Below are 17,707 nucleotides of genomic sequence, written 5' to 3' on the forward strand. Positions count from 1 at the left end.
GCTTAATCGTTTCAGCTCACACACATAGGTTCTTAAGTGAAGATGGTCGGAGGGATGTGGTATTATAAGGGAAGAGGGAACTTATTTTAACCCGAACGGAGGCTAATCATATGAACTCGCATCGCCGATTGGATACGAACGCCCCCGGGCCGCTGTACGTCACGTCCGCCTGCATCGATTGCGATACGTGCCGCCAGCTCGCTCCGACGGTATTCACCGAAGCGAAAGGATTCTCCACCGTCGCCCGCCAGCCGGAAACGGGGGTGGAATGGAAGCAGGCACTGCATGCCTTGCTCGCTTGTCCTACAGCGGCTATCGTGAGCGAGGAGAAGGGCGACATCGCCAAGGCGATGGCCGACTTTCCGCTGTTGTTGGAGGACGGTGTCTATTATTGCGGATATACGTCGCCCAAATCGTTCGGCGGCAGCTCGTATTTTATCGTACGGTCGAATGGCAACTGGCTTGTCGATGCGCCGCGCTTCGTGCCGTCCTTGGTTCGACGGTTCGAGGAAATGGGAGGCATCGATACAATTTTCCTCACGCACCGAGACGATGTGGCGGATGCAAAATTATATGCGGAGCGGTTCGGAGCGAAGCGCATCATCCATGCGTTCGAGAGGGCGGCGCAGCCTGATGCGGAGCATGTAATCGAGGGCTTTGAGGATGTGCGGTGGGATAACGAAATGAAAATCGTCGTCGTTCCGGGCCACACACGTGGCTCGATGGTGCTGCTGTATCGGGAGCGGTTTCTGTTCACGGGTGACCACTTGGCATGGGACCGGCACCGAGGGACGCTGGAGGCGTTCGACGATTACTGCTGGTATTCCTGGGAAGAGCAGGGGCTTTCCATGGAACAGCTTGCAGCCGAAACGTTCGAATGGGTGCTTCCCGGCCACGGGGAACGGGTGAAGCTGCCGCCGGCGGACATGAAAAAGGCGATACAACGGCTGGTCGAAGAGATGAGAGACGGCAGCCCCTAGTCCTTCAATACGAACGGGCAATCGATTATACAATCCTCTCTAGCAATGTTCCCAATTGCTCTGCCAAGACATGATGAGGGACAGGCTTTTCATTAGTAAACCACCATTCCACTACCCCTACGAAAGCAGATGCAACAACCTAACGAGAAGATCCTCATTTAACCCCTCGTTCTTTCCTTTGGTCACATCGACCTCATTCATAAATTATTCGAATAGAAAGTCAAGAAACCGATCATGAAAATAAGGAGCGCCTTTACTCGCTAGCATCATTGAAAAGAATGAATAATTACATTCAAAGTATTCGGTCCAGATCAGAGTCGATTCGGTAAACTCCAAATTCAGATGCCGCTCTGCACGATTCCCTTAGAATGTCTATATGTTCTTCAATGAGCTTATCCAGCCTACTTTGGACATTCTGAGACTCACCAAACTTTCTTGAACTAATCAACGATTTTGTCTGTTTTGTTCACAAATCAACAAAACACGTTTATTTAACCATTGCAAGCGTCATGTACCTTTTTATAATAATAGACATACGTTGATTATTCGATTTATTTAAGAGCATTAAACAATGAAACGACCCGTGATTTTATTTTTTAGCACTGATTGAACTGATCTTTCTCTTGAGGAGGTATGAAACGTGGAACGCCTGTGGACGAAGTCGTTTATCCTTATGACGGTGGGGACGCTTTTCCTATTCAACGCTTTTTATATGCTGTATCCGACGCTGCCGCTGTTTATCAAACAGATGGGAGGCAGCGAAGCGCAAGTCGGCCTGTCGATGGGCGCGTTTATGTTGACTTCCGTTTTAGTTCGCCCGATCGTTGGCGGGCTGCTGGACCGTTACGGCAGGAGACCCTTTATTGTCTGTGGGCTGCTGCTCTTTATCTTGGCGATGTATTTGTATAACTGGATCGGCGGGATTGTCGTATTAATGGGGCTCAGAATCGTTCACGGGATCAGTTGGGCTGTATCTACCACTTCCATTAGCACGGCCGTAACGGATATGATCCCGTCTGCCCGACGCGGAGAAGGTATGGGGTGGTTCAGCACGTCGATGACCTTGGCTATGGCATTCGGCCCGATGGTCGGGATCTGGGTGATCCAGGACCTGTCGTACCATGCTCTGTTTTTAATCGCTGCCGTTCTCTCTGCCGTAGCGCTGCTCCTAACGTTGGGAGCCAAAGTGCCTTTCCGGCCAAAAGCGGGCGCAAGGAGAATCGAGTTATTTGAAAAATCGGTCCTGCCCATCTCAACATCGGTCTTTTTCATGTTCATCGCATATGGCGGCATTACCACCTTTGTTCCGCTGTTCGCTGCATCAATCAAGGTCAATTCCGGTGTGTTTTTTCTAGCCTATGCCGCAACGCTGGCTCTTAGCCGTCCTCTTTCGGGGAAACTTGCGGACCGGTATGGCGAGACATTTGTCATTGTTCCGGCTCTTGTCATCACGATTGCGGCTTTAATTTGCTTGAGTTTTTCGACCGGATTGTTCGGCGTGCTTGTTTCGGCGGTCTTGTACGGGATCGGTTTCGGTTCCGCGCATCCGGCTATCCAATCGGCAACGATACGTCTTGCACACCCGGATCGTAAAGGAGTTGCCAATGCTTCTTTAGCGACTGCAACCGACCTTGGCATCGGACTAGGCGCGATTATGCTAGGCTGGGTCTCTCAGTACACGAGCTACTCGTTCTTGGAAAAGAAAGTATTGTACCCCCATCTCTCCCAACGCACAAACGAAAATCCTGCATTAAGTTACTGCTCTTAGTGAATTGTTGTGCCTATTATTGGTAATCTTACGTCAGGAAAGTGTAGGAAACGCGCAAGTGGGCAAAATAGGAACAAGCCTGGTTCTAATCTGACTAATACGAGGTGCCGGTTTGATACAGTTCATAAATGTGACGAAACGATACAACGATGGAACGACCGCTCTTAAAGGAATCGATCTGGAGATCAAGGCGGGGGAACTGATTACCTTGATTGGACCGAGCGGCTGCGGAAAGACGACGACGATGAAAATGATCAATCGTCTGGTTGAACCGACCTCCGGTCAAATCCTGATCGACGGGAAGGACATTTCCCGCACCAATCCAGTCGAACTGCGCAGAAATATCGGTTACGTCATTCAGCATATCGGTTTATTTCCGCACATGACGATCAAAGAGAACGTTGCGGTCGTGCCTAGACTGAAGGGAATTAACAGAACCTCTTATGAGCAGAAAATCGATGAGCTGATGGAAATGGTGGGGCTCAACCCGATCCAATACCGTGATCGTTACCCTGCGGAATTGAGCGGAGGCCAGCAGCAGAGAATTGGAGTCATTCGTGCGCTTGCCGCGGAACCGTCGATCATCCTGATGGACGAGCCGTTCAGTGCCCTGGATCCGATCAGCCGGGAACAGTTGCAGGATGAATTGATACGTTTACAAGAGGAAGTAAAGAAAACGATCGTCTTCGTCTCACACGATATGGATGAAGCGCTTAAAATCGCTGACCGTATCGTATTGATGCAAGATGGGGAGATCGTGCAGGCAGATACCCCAGATCGCATCCTGCGCCGCCCCAAAAACGATTTTGTCCGCACGTTTATCGGAGGCAATCGGTTAAACGAGTCGGAGCAGTTGACGGTGGACGATGTAATGGTTCCCAATCCGGTGACCGTCTCGTTGGCACGCGGCCTGGCTCACGGGGCAAAGCTGATGAAACAGTTCCGGGTAACGAGCTTGCTCGTTACCGATAAGAACCGTTTTCTGAAAGGCATTGTGACGAAAGAGATGCTGGAGGAAAAGTTCCATCATGAAGATTTGTCACTCCAGGATATAATGAAATCCGATATTCTGACCGTCCAAGCCGGAACAGGCATTGCTGATGCCGTGGAACTTATGAGACAACATGGCTTGTATAGCCTGCCCGTGGTTCATCCTAATGGCTTATTGGCAGGACTTGTCACCAATTCCAGTCTAATTGATGCTCTGCTTAAGCAGATTTAACGGGAGGTAGCCATGAATCTTTGGGATGTGATTCTAAACCGGCAAGAGGATATTTTTCGTGCGACAATGGAACATATTGAGCTTTCGTTTATAGCCCTTTTAATCGCGATCGTGATTTCTATTCCAACAGGGCTGCTGCTGACCCGGCTCCCTAGGCTGGCTGCCCCGGTAATCGGTGTAGCATCCTTATTTCAGACAATCCCCAGCTTAGCCTTGCTCGGTTTTATGATTCCGATCCTCGGGATTGGGATGTTCCCGGCCATCGTCGCATTAACCGTCTATGCTCTACTGCCCATTCTGAGAAACACTTATACGGGTATCATGAACGTAGAGAAACCAATCAAAGAAGCTGGGATCGGCATGGGGATGACGAGTATGCAGGTGATGCTGAAAGTGGAGCTGCCGCTCGCTTTAAGCGTGATTATGGCGGGTATTCGCACGGCGACCGTCATGTTGATCGGTGTTGCCACGCTCGCATCGCTTGTCGGAGCAGGTGGGCTGGGTGATTTAATTTTCCGGGGTATCTCGACAGTCAACACAGAGTTGATTTTGGCCGGCACGATTCCATCGGCGTTATTAGCGTTGCTCTTCGACTACTTGCTGGGACGGATGGAGAGGGCAGTGACCCCAAAGGGCATGCGGATAGGCAGCAAAAGAAATTCCAAGCTCGTCAAAGGATTGAAAATAGGATTGGGTTCGGCTTTGGTCGCCGCTTTATTGGCAGGTATCATGGTAATGGGCAATCCATTCGGTTCCGATTCGATTGTGGTAGGTGGAAAGAATTTTACCGAGCAGGATATTTTGACGCATATGATGGCCTCTTTGATCGAAGCAAAAACGGACTTGCAGGTCGTTCGAAAACCTTTTCTCGGAGGATCCCAGGTGACCCATAACGCCCTGCTCAACGGAAACATCGATATTTACCCGGAGTATACCGGAACAGGTTGGACATCCGTCCTGAAGGAGCAGCCGATCGGGGGTGAACCGGAGGAAACCTACCGGAGAGTGAAGGCTGCCTATGAGAAAAATTTCAATGTCACCTGGCTGAAGCCTATCGGCTTTAACAATACATACACGCTGGCTATGAAAAGAGAGCGCGCTGAGCAGGAGGGAATTGAAACCTTTACGGATTTGGCGCGAAAATCTCCGAATTTCGTACTCGGTGCCACACATGAGTTTTTGGAGCGTCCTGACGGGTACCGAGGTTTACAACAGACCTATGGAATGAGGTTTAAGGAAGCGAAAAGCCTGGATCCCGGGTTAACCTATAGCGCAGTTAAAGAAGGAACGACGGACGCGAATGACGCCTTTTCCACGGACGGCCGTATTGAAGCATTCGATCTCAAGGTAATCAAAGACGATAAGCAATATTTTCCTCCCTACTACGCTGTGCCCATAGTCCGTATGGACACGCTTAAGTCACATCCCGAATTGGAGGAAGTGCTCAATCTGCTGGCCGGCAAAATCGATGATCGTGCGATGTCGGTGTTGAATGGCAAAGTGGATCTTGAAGGGCAGCAAGCCCGTGTTGTTGCTGAGCAGTGGTTGAAGGATACGGGACTAATCAAATAAACAGCAAAAAGAGGATTTGCTACACTAAATAGGGTGAAATTGATGAATCTAGAAGAAAGCAGCTACGCATAATATAGTTAGTATTAACGTAGACCTTCGTGCATCATCCGATCCGCCGATCGCTGGACAGGTGTCGGGTGACAAGAACATTATCTCATTAATTGCCGTAAATCGCGGCTTTCTTATTTTATGGGTGTAAGAGGACAAGAACATATATCGATTTATATCCGCGATTTGAGCGGATTTTTTATTTTATGGATATAACTTCTTGTCTTTTCAAAAAGACAAGAAGTTATATTGTTTTTCAATGATGGACATAAGATTGAAACGTTTTCCGTAGTTGCTAAACGATAAAGGTTTCGAGTCCATTTTACATTATATAATAGATCGTTTTGTCCGAAATTCGGATTCATTTATATGTTCTTATTGGAAGGAGAGAAGCAAATTGTTGTTCCGTTTGTATGACTTGAAATTGAGAAGAAAAATGGGAAATCAATGTGGTTGCCGCGGGAAGAAAATGATAGTCCCAGTCCGCTAGCGAAGAGGATTACGCAATCGCCGGTCGATCTGGGCTAATAAAAGCGACACCAAATAACAAACATTAAGGGGAGATTATCCACACCGATAGATTATGAATTAGTGAATAACGCTATTGTGCAATTTGTGAAGAGAACACTTGCAGAGTGGCAAGTCGAAATTTACCAATGGCGGTTAGATACAGAATGGGCGGGAGAAGTTTTTCTACATGTATTAGTAGATAAAGAAAAGCTTATGTATTCCACAACTACTCATTTAATGCAGTTTGTTTATAGATCGGGTTCGTATGACTTTCAAAATATAAACTCAGAGGCTTTGAAGTGGTTAAAAGATGTTCTATAAGTCATCAAATTTGGGGAATTTGTTTCATTAATGTAGGCGCATTTGAAATTTGCGTAGGATTAACAAATCCAATTCAATGTTTAATATAATTACGTAAAATAGTAATTTGACAAAATGGAAATGACATAGAATTAAACTGTTGGATTCTTAACCTTGTTATATGTCAAAAAGTACGATTATTGGAGACAGGCTAGCGTGTAAATTTATTTTGCGTAAAAGGTATTTAGAATGGATTTGTAGAAGTAATCTCTAGTTTTATAAATCTATTTCAAAAAAATGGAGACACGGATGAGATCAGTAAACATAAGACCGCTGCTTCTTTTTCTCTTTTTATCGATAAACTTTGTGTACTTAATCGCCATTATTCTTTTGGTCTATGTCCATATGTTTAGAGTGATCGTGGATGAGGCCAGCCAAACCAGGCGACTGCTTTTAAACGAATTAAATAAACAGGTCACGCTTACTATGCGAGGTGTGGAAGAAACTGCGATCAATATATCTACTCATCCGGTACTATTGAATGCTTTGACGTATAAAACCGACAGCACTTTGGAATACTTCCGGGCAAAAAAGGAAATTTCGGATATGATCAACCATTTTGTTTTTACAAGTCCGAATTTCAGCAGTATTCGCATTTATACCGATAACTTGATAACAGACGGAACACCCAGCGGGGCAATTCCGCTAGCACCCCTTTCGGAATATGAATGGGATAACCTTGCTCAAACGGGAAAAAGCAGTATATGGATTAAGTCCCATAAAGATTTGGCTGTGTTTGATAAGGATACGGAAGTGCTTTCTTTTGTCAAAGTATTAAAGAATGCGCACAATGAATTTGCAGGATATTTAAAAATAAATTTGAAGGTATCTTATTTGATTTCCTCGGTTTTGGATAGGAATGGAACCGGCTCTAAGCTAATTCTGGATTCATCGGGTCAGATTATTTCTGTGATCAACGATCCGCTGCATGTTCAAAACCAGTATGACTATAAGGAATCTAAAGTTTCGATCGAAAAAAGCTATGCCCATGTTATGATCAATAATGTATCCTATTTGGAAGTGTTTTCAGAGCCGAATTATTATGGCTGGAGTATCATTGAAACGATTCCATACGAAGAACTGTTCCGCAACTTGAATTCTATAAAGAAAGTTTTGCTGTTCGTGGGAGCGCTGGGGGTGCTGCTTTCCTTTGTCGTTTCTTATTATCTATCCAGAAAAATGACAAGTTTTGTGTCGGGGATGCTCCATTCCTTCGAGCAGGTAGAGTGTGGAAGATTTAACATCCCCCAAAGTAAGTATGTCATCTATGAAGTTCAGCAAGTGTATAACGGATTCCATAAAATGATGAATAGACTGCACATGCTGCTGGCTCACCTTGAAATCGAGCAAAAGCAGAAGCTGAATGCCGAACTGAACGCCCGTTTGGCACAGATCAATCCGCACTTTCTATATAACACTCTGGACGCTATTCATTGGATGGCAATACAGAAAGGGGCCGACGAGGCCGGCGCAATGACTGCGAAGCTTTCCCGATTATTCCGCATCGGCTTAAGTCAGGGGAAATTGTTTATTTTGCTGGGAGAAGAGCTGGAGCATGGATTTTTATATTACGAGCTGCAGCGCGAAAAATATAAGAACGATATCCGGCTTATTATGGATGTGCCTGCTTTTCATAAATTATTATTCATTCCTAAGCTCATCCTGCAGCCTTTTATTGAGAATGCCATTATTCATGGGTTTGTCAAATCGCTCCATCATTCGGGAAATCCGCTGGTGATCCGTATACATACAAGTCTTGATGAGAATAACCTGTTTATTTTTATCGATAACAATGGTAATGCACTCGGCGCATCAGGCTATTATAATATCGAAACCAAGACGCAGAGCGGTTATGGAATCAAAAATATAAGGGAGAGAATTAATTTAAATTTTGGTCACGATTTTGGTGTGGATATTCAAGAGCTTCATCCGTCGGAGGGTGTGCGAGTCACGATCAAGCTTCCGCAAATCCATGACATGGATCAGCTCGATAATATTCGTTCGAGAGATAGACGTTTGTCCTGACTGCCTGACAACAATCCAAGTTTTACATACCTAACTCCATTAACAAAAAGGAATTTTTGAGCGAAAATAAGATTATAGAAACGGTATAGGTGACGCACATAATGAAAATTCTTATTGTGGATGACGAAACCCGTATTTGCGAAAGTTTACAATCCGCGGTACCGTGGTCGGACATCGGAATTTCGGAAGTGGCTACGGCGGACAGCGGAGAAGCCGGTTACCGGACTTTTTTAAGCATATCTCCTGATATTGTCATGACTGATATTAGGATGGACGGGATGAGCGGCTTGGACATGATTCGGAAGATCCGGCAGCATGACAGCATGGTTCCAATTCTCATTCTAAGCGCATACGACTTATTTTCTTATGCCAAGGATGCCGTTCATTTGAACGTAACAAGGTATATTCTAAAGCCTATTATTTATGGTGACATAGCTCTGACGGTCAGTGAAGTTGTCGAAGAGCTGAAATCTAGGAAGAAGCTCAACGAATTTGAAGGAAAGATCAAACTGCAGATTAAAAATAACTTAGGTGCACTTAGACAAAAGTTTCTTTATGATGCTCTAACCCTTCCGACGCGATTTGACGAGGACTTTACAAACAATCTTCAGTTTTATCAAGTTGATCAAGCTTTTCTTCGAGGTGGCCTTGTCATGAGTCTGCAGGCTTTTTGGCCTCGCAACGGAAAAGTGGAGACAGAGAAGCAGTGGCAAATATACAGATTTGCTGTGAATAACATTATTCAGGAAGTATTGTCTAAATGGCAGCCAAGCTATCATATGCCGTTTAGTGAAGACCGGATTACCGTGATTTTTGTAGGTTCCGATGAAAATGAACTGATTCAGGATGCCAGTCAGGCGACGAAGGAAATTATCAATCAGATCTATACGTTTTTGGAGATTGAGGTCAACGCCGGCTTTGGGCGCTGGTATCCTCATCCTTCAAACTTTTCGAAATCCTATAAAGAATCTATTGAGGTTCTAAAATTCAGTGAATTTGAAGGATATAAACGTATCGATCATTATAATGACGTCCATGAAACGAATTTCTATCATTGGCCGGAATACCCATTGGAAGAGATGCAAATCATTTTGGAAGCGGTTAACCGGGGGGAATGGAAGGAGGCAATGGAGTCATGGTTAATTTTGGAGTCATCGCTATTGAAAAAAGACGAGGCTGTCCCTTTTGATTTTGTTAAGATGCTGTGTACAGGACTGCTAAGTACAATCATTGCCTATAGATGCCAGCAGCAGTCGCCCAACGATTTGCCGGCGAAGCTGGTTGAAATCCAAAATTATCGCAAGAAAGAAGATTTATGCGCGTGTGTTAGAAAGCTTCTGGAACAGGAAGCCGAATCACTTAAAAATCAAAAGAATCAATCCACATACACGGAGTACATAAAAAAGTATGTAAGCGAGCATTACAACGAAAATATTTCATTCGCGCAGCTAGCAAATGAATTACATTTAAGCCGGACTTATTTGAGCTACTTATTTAACCGCGATACGGGGGAAACATTTGCCAATTACTTGATCCAATACCGAATCACAGTCGCCAAGAAATTAATGAATTCTTCCCAACATTTGATGGTTCGAGAGGTAGCGGCCATGGTAGGGTATTCAGACTCGGCGTATTTTAGCCGGATCTTTAAGCATGTGACCGGATTTAGCCCGTCAGAATATCAAATGCGTACGTAAAAAATAATGTAATGGACTTCCCAAGTACTGTCATATTTCACAATCTAAATGATCGACCGATTAATAAATATACGGTAATCTCGGTTTTCAAGAGACGGAAGCCTATCAATATAAATTTGGAGGGTCAAACTTGCGAGTGAAAAAAGCATGTTCCTTTACACTGGTACTGATGCTTTCAATAAGTTTATTGGCGGCTTGTTCCCCTGTCAACCTTTCTGAAAGTGCTCAAGTGAAAGGGGAGCAGTCGAATTCATTAGGCGGAAAGCTGGTTGAGATTCGTTTTCCTTGGTGGGGAAATGTTGTCCGGCATGAAAAGTACAATAAACTAATGGATATGTTTGAAGCTAAAAATCCGAATATCAAAGTGATTCGTGAGCCGGGATCATGGGAGGACTATTGGAAGAAGATCTCGGTACAAACGATTGGAGGTAACGCACCGGATGTACTGATGTTTACAACTGTCGGACAGATGCCTGAATATGAAGACAAAGGCGCTCTTCTTCCTTTAGATAAATACATTGAGAACGGCAGCATCGATGTAAGCGGGATTCCGGAGAAGGTTATCGAACTTGGCAAATACAAGGGAAGAACATATATGATCACGAAGGGATTGGCAGCCTTGTCTTATACGGTGAATTTGAGCTTGCTAAGTCAGAAAGGGGCGCCACTGCCTAAGAATGAGTATGCTTCATGGGGGGAGTTCATCGACTATTTGAAGTTGATCAAGCCTAAGTTAGGAAAAAATGAATGGGGGAAAGAAATTTACCCTCTAGCGGATATGGCGAGCGATGATCTCTACATGGAAAGTTTTATGAGGTTGAAGGGCAAGGATATGTTTTCCGATGATGGAAGGGAGTTGGGCTTTTCCAAACAAGACTTGGTGGAATGGTTTACTTTATGGCAAGACCTGAAAAAACTAGGCATAGTTCCTCCTGCCAAAATTACTGCTGAAGAAGGAACGCTGCAATGGGAGCAGGATATGCTGGCTTCGAAACGGATCGTCATGTCGGCAAGACCAGGCAATCACATCAAGAGCATAATGAAATATATGAGTGATGAGTTAACATTGATCCGCCTTCCAGGCGATAACGGGAAGTTCGGCGAAGTGCTTACAGGAGCTTTCCTGGGGATATCGGCACAAAGCAAGCATCCGGATGATGTAGCCAAACTTATTAATATGTGGATGACCGATCTTGAATTTAATAAACTGTATGAGCATGAACACGGCATTGTGCAAAATGAAAACGTTGTCAAAGGGATTCAGCTGGATCCCGGCGATCAGCTTTCTCTAAAAAATATGAAAGAAGTTATGTCTACGACAAAGCCGCAAAAATCAAGATTACCCGGGGTAGCAAGCATATTTGATCAAGTAAAAAAATCTTACGATGAGGTTAACTTTGGTGAAAAAAGTATCGAAAAGGCTGCAGACGATATTTTCACTGAAGCTAACCGTGTTTTGAGAAAACAAAAATAACCTGCTGGAAATGATTTATACGATAAATGAGAGGGGGGCATGCTTATGGGTGAGAAACATAGGATGGACATCATCGAGGCTAGAAAGGATCTCGGGGTCGTCATTGTGAGAATGGCCGCACAGCGCAGGACTCAAGAGGAAATCGAAGAATTAGGTGCCTTACTTGCTAATTTAAAATACGCTGAGCCCGATTATTTTCTCGAGTTTGACATCGCGTTTCATCTAAAGCTGGCGGATATGGCCAAAAATAGTACTTTAAAAGAAATATTGAGCAGTATTCTTCTACATACTCGTGTCAATCAAGCAGATGACGGGGGAAAGCAAATCTCTTCTTTGGATTATGACGCCATTTATAATGCAATTGCAGAAGGCAATCAGGAAGCCGCCGCACAGGCAATGGAAACACTTATCAAGGATGAGATGGAAGTCTATTAGGAGGAGAATAAGAATGGATTATAAATATTTTATGCCTACACAGGTTGAATGCGGAATCGGCACATCCACAAGAACCGGTGAATACCTTGCTGCTTCCAGAGTCAGGAAAGTGCTCCTTGTGACGGATGCCGGGATTATAAAGGCTAACATGCTCGAAAATATGATCGAATCCCTCGAAGCGCAGGGGATCACACCTGACATTTATGACAAGGTGGAGCCAAATCCAAGTGCAGAAAGTATTATGAATGGTCTGAGTTTTTTAAACGAAGCAGGTGCGGACAGCGTTGTTGCGGTCGGTGGAGGGAGCAGCATCGATACAGCTAAAGGAATTGCCATTATGGCACGGAATACTGGAAATATACTCGATTATGAAGGAGTCGGAAAAATTCCGAATCCCGGCCTGCCACTCATAGCAATTCCGACAACGGCCGGGACAGGCAGCGAAGTCACTCCATCAACGATTGTCACTAATCGTGCTACGTCTTTTAAGGCAGCGGTGATCAGTCCTTATCTATATCCGAAATTGGCTATTCTCGATCCATCGCTTACGTTAAAGCTTCCTCAACCCATTACTGCAGCGACGGGAATGGATGCCTTGACTCATGCGATCGAATCGTATACGTCAAAAGGTGCAAGTCCATTGAGTCAGGCATTTGCACTTTCGGCTATCAAGATGATTGCCCACAATATTGAGAAGGCCTATTTTTCAGGGACTGACCTCCACAGCCGGGAACAAATGCTGGTAGCATCAATGATGGCGGGCGCTGCGTTTGCCCAATCGCGTCTGGGTAATGTTCACGCGATCTCGCATACTATGGGAGGGATATTTAACATCGCTCATGGTATCGCAAACGCTTCCCTGCTCCCGTATGTAATGAAGTTTAATTCACCCGCTTGCCTGGAACGGATGGCGGATATCGCTGAAGCTCTAGGATGCGACACTGCAGGGGGTTCTGTGCAAGAAGCGGCGGAGATGGCGATTGAAAAGGTCATCCGTCTGAATCAACGTCTGCAGATCCCTTCAAATATTAAAGATTTGGGCGTTGAACTGGATCAGCTGGAAAAGATGGTCGAAGATTCTATGCGCAGCGGTAACGTACTGATTAATCCCCGTCTGACGATAGCACGGGATATCCGGCACATTATTGAATGTGCTTACAGCGGGAGCTTCGATCTATAAAGGGGGCGGCATCACATTCATATCTTAATGAATCACGTGACCCCGATTGCCATCTTAATCGGTATTGGCATGATGCTGCAAAAAATATTTAAATTGGAAGTAAAAACGCTGACAAAAATAATATTGTATTTGTTTTTACCTGCTGCTCTTCTGGAAATGACTTATAAATCCCGGATCTCATTAGAAACATTTTTTATTGTCTTGCTGTTTCTAACTATTTTCTATGCCGTAATGCTGCTCATCATTGAGATTTACATTCGAATAAGGCGTCTTGGCAAGGGGATGAAGGGGGCTGTGCGAAACAGCGTAATTCTCGATAATAACGGGAATTACGGAATTCCGTTAAATCAGCTTGTTTTTATGAACGAACCCTTCGCCCTTTCCATACAAATCATCGTGCTAATGGTCCAGACCGTATTACTTAATACTTTCGGAATCTATAATGTCATGGGTAATCTCAACCTAAAGCAAACCTTGAAAACGATCTTGATGTTTCCATCCATATACTGTCTTGCGGTGGCTCTAATACTCAATTATTTAGGAGTCGGAATTCCTTCTATTCTGGCTATTCCTCTTAACTACTTATCAGATGGATTTCTTGCCGTCGCCTTAGTGACGCTTGGCGTACAAATGGGGAGCATGAAATGGAAACTCGGCAATATGGATGCTATTGTTACTATCTCTTTGAAATTAATCATTGCCCCTATGGTGGGCCTCTGTATTATTTTTCTGTTGAATATCCACGGGATAGCTGGACAAGCTCTTATATTGACATGCACAGTCCCTACCTCTTTAACCGGTGTATTGCTGGCTGTGGAGTTCGACAGTGAATCGGATTTCGCATCGCAAGCCGCGTTCTCGTCAACCATTGCCAGTGTGGTGACCGTATCACTTTGGATTTATGTCATGCAGTTTTTGTGAATTTTATTTATATCCGTTATGGGAGGCCAAGCTGAAAGATGAGTGACAAAAACCTAATTCTTAAGCAATTCAAGGAAAAACGTTCGTTGGGAGAGCCGATCATCGGCGGGGGCGCAGGTACCGGGATTAGCGCTAAGTTTGAGGAAGCCGGCGGAATCGATCTTATTGTCATCTACAATTCCGGCCGTTTTCGGATGTCGGGACATGGCTCACTTGCGGGTTTGATGCCTTACGGTGACGCCAATGCAATTGTTATGGACATGGCCCGGGAGGTCCTTCCTGTCGTTCAGAGAACGCCCGTCTTGGCAGGTGTCTGCGGGACCGACCCTTTTCGCAAAATGCGCGATTTTCTTGCACAAGTTAAAGCAGCGGGCTTTGCCGGTGTTCAGAACTTTCCGACCGTTGGACTTATTGACGGTGTTTTTCGTGCAAATCTGGAGGAGACCGGTATGAGCTACGTCAAAGAAGTGGATATGATCAAGCAAGCCGGCGAATTAGACCTGTTAACGACCCCCTATGTCTTTAATCCGGAAGAGGCTAGGGATATGGCGAGAGCGGGTGCCGATATTTTGGTCGCGCATCTAGGGCTCACCACAGCTGGCTCAATAGGCGCCGAGACCGCGCTCTCACTAGAGCAGTGCGTACCGGTTATACAAGAAATTACCTCGGCAGCGAGGTCAATTCGCAATGACATTTTTGTCTTATGCCATGGGGGACCCATTGCTGAGCCTGAGGATGCTGCGTATATTCTGAATCAGCTGCCGGAGGTCGACGGTTTCTATGGAGCCAGCTCGATGGAACGACTGCCTACGGAAAAAGCGATTTCGGAACAAACGAAAAAATTTATGTCTATTCGTCGTGCTTGATATCCCATTCCATTCGAGAGGGTGATTAGGTTGACTAAAACGATAGCTTTGTTGGGTGCATTGGACACAAAGGGAAATGAATACGCCTACGTGAAATCACGTATTGAGGCGAAAGGCCATAACACGTTATTGATCGACGTTGGGGTGCTGGATCCACCGACCCTAAATGCGGACATACATCGGGAGACCGTCGCAGAGGCGGCCGGGGTCCCTTTGGCACAGCTTGTTGCCAATCGCGACCGGGGTGAAGCTGTTGCTGCCATGGGCTTGGGCGCCGAAAGGCTCCTTTCAAGGTTGTATGCGGAAGGCACAATAGACGGCGTTCTATCGCTCGGAGGGACCGGCGGGACATCTGTCGCCTGTCAGGCGATGAGGGCGCTTCCGATCGGCTTTCCTAAGGTCATGGTTTCAACTGTAGCTTCCTCCGACGTTTCTAGTTATGTGGGAGTGAAGGACATCGTCATGATTCCCAGCATTGTTGATATTTCCGGCATTAATAAAATTAGCCGTACGGTTTTATCCCAAGCGGCTGGCGCTATTTGCGGCATGGTAGAGGAAGAGCTGCCACCGATAGAGGACAAACCTCTTATCGTTACTTCGATGTTCGGCAATACGACCAAGGTGGTCGAAGCAGCCAAAAGCATCATTGAAGCAGCCGGTTACGAGGTATTGGTATTTCATTGTACGGGAAGCGGCGGCCGTACGATGGAGAGTTTAATTGAGGCCGGTATGATCGAAGGTGTGCTTGATATTACCACTACGGAATGGGCCGACGAGCTCGTAGGCGGGGTGTTTACTGCAGGTTCGAAGCGTCTGGAGGCTGCTGCTCTTGGCGGAATACCGGCAATCGTCGTACCCGGCTGCCTTGATATGGTCAATTTTGGCGTTCCGGAAACGGTTCCTGACAAGTTCAAGGGACGCCGTTTTTACCAGCATAATCCGAACGTTACTCTCATGAGGACCGATATGGAGGAAAATTCCCGTTTAGGTGAAATCATCGCCGAGAAGCTCAATCAAAGCAAGGCACCCGTATCGGTTCTGCTGCCGATTCGCGGTCTTAGCGTCATTGGCGAGGAGGATGGCGCCTTCAGCTGGCCGGAGGCTGATCGTGCATTGTTCCACTCATTGAAATTAAACCTGCGGCCGGATATCGCCGTTATTGAGCTTGATTGCCCGATTAACGAGCTTCAATTTGCTGAGCGGTGCGCTGAGGAACTGTTAAGCAACATTGCGAAAAAAAATTTTTTGAATAGTTAAAAATGATTGACAGGAGCAAATTAACGGAATTATAATCCAATTAATAGGTTGACCAATTTACCAATCAATAAATATAACAACCTAACAATCCAACAAGAAGCATTTTCAAAAGAATGAATGCGGTTACAGCGGTACATGCGAAATGCAAGCAATTGCGCCATACAAAATATAGAGAGGGTGACCGAATGGACTTACAAGGTAAAACGGTATTAATAACCGGCGCGGCCACCGGAATCGGAAGAGCGATTGCTCTCTGCTTGGCAAAGGAAGGGGCTAACGTTGCCGTCAATTACTCTAAATCTGCCTCAGATGCCGAAGTGACGAAATCCGAGGTTGAGAAGCATAACGTGCGAGCGCTGGTTATCCAAGCGGATGTCGGAAATAAAGAAGAAGTAGAACGTATGGTTGAACAAACGATTGCCTATTTCGGAACAATAGACGTTCTAATCAATAACGCCGGTACAACGCAGTTTATCCCTTTGCATGATCTCGATGGACTGCTTGAAGAGCATTGGGACCACATACTGAATGTGAATGTGAAAGGCATGTTCTTTGCCTCGCGTGCTTGTGCCTCCGAATTGAGGAGGAATAAGGGATGTATCGTCAATATCACATCAATAGCCGGATTCAACGGCGCAGGAAGCTCCATAGCTTACGCTGCCTCCAAAGCCGCAGGAATTAGTTTGACGAAATCATTCGCCCGCGTATTAGCACCCGATGTACGCGTGAATTCAATAGCTCCAGGAATTGTGATCACGAGATGGGTGGATGGACGTGAAGAGCATGTTAAACAGTACAGCGACAAGACATTGCTTGGAAGGCCAGCCTATCCGGAGGATGTTGCCGAACTGACTGCAGCTGTGATTCGCGGAGGGGATTTTATAACAGGTCAAACCCTTGTCGTTGATGGTGGATGGAGCTTGTAACAGCGTGGATTACGGTTTTCGGTTATCCGGAACCGCCAAATATAGTACATAGTAGCCCAGCGGTGATATGTCAAGGGGATGATCGATAAGAATTGGAAAAAACATTGCCTAAAGCGTACCCAGAGCTAAAAAAAGACATCACTAAACTAACCCCACCATTTAGTCTGAATTTTCAGACTATTTACAGGCATGGGCAACATGTAAAAAGAGTAGAAATCTGGAAATCCTATGGATTCCTCCTCTCGGGTGGTGTGTACATTTTGTTGGTCTTCAGTAGCATGAATACCAACCGTACCAATTTTCGTGCAGATAGGACGAGGGCTCTTTTGTGCTTATGCTTCGGGACTTCATCATACTTCTTTTGGTAAAAGTCTCTGTACTCGGCATCGTGTTTTCGCACCGAATCAGCAGCTTGAACCAGATAGTAGCGCAAGTATTTGTTACCGGTGCGCATACGGGATGTTTC

Annotated in this window: 13 protein-coding genes and 1 pseudogene; 13 read left to right on the forward strand and 1 reads right to left on the reverse strand. The window is 45.5% G+C overall.

Annotated features, from left to right (window positions below):
* The first annotated feature begins 110 nt into the window (after positions 1-110).
* The 13 genes from E1757_RS34575 to E1757_RS34640 all read left to right on the forward strand — a co-directional run bounded on the left by E1757_RS34575 (position 111) and on the right by E1757_RS34640 (position 17,241).
* Positions 111-980, forward strand: coding sequence for an MBL fold metallo-hydrolase (locus E1757_RS34575; RefSeq protein WP_133236879.1), 870 nt, complete (start codon positions 111-113; stop codon positions 978-980).
* 640 nt (positions 981-1,620) lie between these two features.
* On the forward strand, positions 1,621-2,748 hold the full coding sequence (locus E1757_RS34585) for an MFS transporter (protein ID WP_133236881.1): 1,128 nt from the start codon (positions 1,621-1,623) through the stop codon (positions 2,746-2,748).
* Positions 2,749-2,860: 112 nt separating this feature from the next.
* Positions 2,861-3,970 carry an ABC transporter ATP-binding protein gene (locus E1757_RS34590; RefSeq protein WP_133236883.1) on the forward strand — a complete coding sequence of 370 codons (1,110 nt, stop codon included), beginning with the start codon at positions 2,861-2,863 and terminating at the stop codon, positions 3,968-3,970.
* Positions 3,971-3,982: 12 nt separating this feature from the next.
* A complete protein-coding gene (locus tag E1757_RS37030; RefSeq protein ID WP_133236885.1) occupies positions 3,983-5,542 on the forward strand; it encodes a glycine betaine ABC transporter substrate-binding protein in 1,560 nt (519 codons plus the stop codon).
* Between the two features lie 1,167 nt (positions 5,543-6,709).
* Positions 6,710-8,485, forward strand: coding sequence for a sensor histidine kinase (locus tag E1757_RS34600; RefSeq protein ID WP_165972421.1), 1,776 nt, complete (start codon positions 6,710-6,712; stop codon positions 8,483-8,485).
* A gap of 101 nt (positions 8,486-8,586) precedes the next feature.
* Positions 8,587-10,182, forward strand: coding sequence for a helix-turn-helix domain-containing protein (locus tag E1757_RS34605; RefSeq protein ID WP_133236890.1), 1,596 nt, complete (start codon positions 8,587-8,589; stop codon positions 10,180-10,182).
* Between the two features lie 136 nt (positions 10,183-10,318).
* A complete protein-coding gene (locus E1757_RS34610) occupies positions 10,319-11,656 on the forward strand; it encodes an ABC transporter substrate-binding protein (protein WP_246079721.1) in 1,338 nt (445 codons plus the stop codon).
* A 45-nt stretch (positions 11,657-11,701) separates the two neighbouring features.
* Positions 11,702-12,091, forward strand: a complete 390-nt coding sequence (locus E1757_RS34615; protein ID WP_165972422.1) for a FadR/GntR family transcriptional regulator — start codon at positions 11,702-11,704, stop codon at positions 12,089-12,091.
* A gap of 13 nt (positions 12,092-12,104) precedes the next feature.
* Complete coding sequence (locus E1757_RS34620) at positions 12,105-13,271, forward strand: iron-containing alcohol dehydrogenase (RefSeq protein WP_133236896.1); 1,167 nt, start codon at positions 12,105-12,107, stop codon at positions 13,269-13,271.
* Positions 13,272-13,307: 36 nt separating this feature from the next.
* A complete protein-coding gene (locus E1757_RS34625; protein WP_165972423.1) occupies positions 13,308-14,192 on the forward strand; it encodes an AEC family transporter in 885 nt (294 codons plus the stop codon).
* 38 nt (positions 14,193-14,230) lie between these two features.
* Positions 14,231-15,058: a phosphoenolpyruvate hydrolase family protein gene (locus tag E1757_RS34630; RefSeq protein WP_133236900.1), complete on the forward strand. Its 828-nt coding sequence runs from the start codon at positions 14,231-14,233 to the stop codon at positions 15,056-15,058.
* 21 nt (positions 15,059-15,079) lie between these two features.
* Positions 15,080-16,315: a Tm-1-like ATP-binding domain-containing protein gene (locus tag E1757_RS34635; RefSeq protein ID WP_342774635.1), complete on the forward strand. Its 1,236-nt coding sequence runs from the start codon at positions 15,080-15,082 to the stop codon at positions 16,313-16,315.
* 185 nt (positions 16,316-16,500) lie between these two features.
* Positions 16,501-17,241, forward strand: a complete 741-nt coding sequence (locus E1757_RS34640) for an SDR family NAD(P)-dependent oxidoreductase (protein WP_133236904.1) — start codon at positions 16,501-16,503, stop codon at positions 17,239-17,241.
* A 226-nt stretch (positions 17,242-17,467) separates the two neighbouring features.
* On the opposite strand, the pseudogene E1757_RS34645 reads toward E1757_RS34640, so the two are convergent.
* A pseudogene (locus E1757_RS34645) lies at positions 17,468-17,707 on the reverse strand (IS110 family RNA-guided transposase); the annotation flags it as partial.

Source organism: Paenibacillus piri (assembly GCF_004354045.1).
Classification (GTDB): domain Bacteria; phylum Bacillota; class Bacilli; order Paenibacillales; family NBRC-103111; genus Paenibacillus_S; species Paenibacillus_S piri.

Coding starts and splice junctions, on each gene's coding strand:
- E1757_RS34575 (WP_133236879.1), top strand. CDS start 111: ATGAACTCGCATCGCCGATTGGATACGAACGCCCCCGGGCCGCTGTAC.
- E1757_RS37030 (WP_133236885.1), top strand. CDS start 3,983: ATGAATCTTTGGGATGTGATTCTAAACCGGCAAGAGGATATTTTTCGT.
- E1757_RS34600 (WP_165972421.1), top strand. CDS start 6,710: ATGAGATCAGTAAACATAAGACCGCTGCTTCTTTTTCTCTTTTTATCG.
- E1757_RS34605 (WP_133236890.1), top strand. CDS start 8,587: ATGAAAATTCTTATTGTGGATGACGAAACCCGTATTTGCGAAAGTTTA.
- E1757_RS34615 (WP_165972422.1), top strand. CDS start 11,702: ATGGGTGAGAAACATAGGATGGACATCATCGAGGCTAGAAAGGATCTC.
- E1757_RS34620 (WP_133236896.1), top strand. CDS start 12,105: ATGGATTATAAATATTTTATGCCTACACAGGTTGAATGCGGAATCGGC.
- E1757_RS34630 (WP_133236900.1), top strand. CDS start 14,231: ATGAGTGACAAAAACCTAATTCTTAAGCAATTCAAGGAAAAACGTTCG.
- E1757_RS34640 (WP_133236904.1), top strand. CDS start 16,501: ATGGACTTACAAGGTAAAACGGTATTAATAACCGGCGCGGCCACCGGA.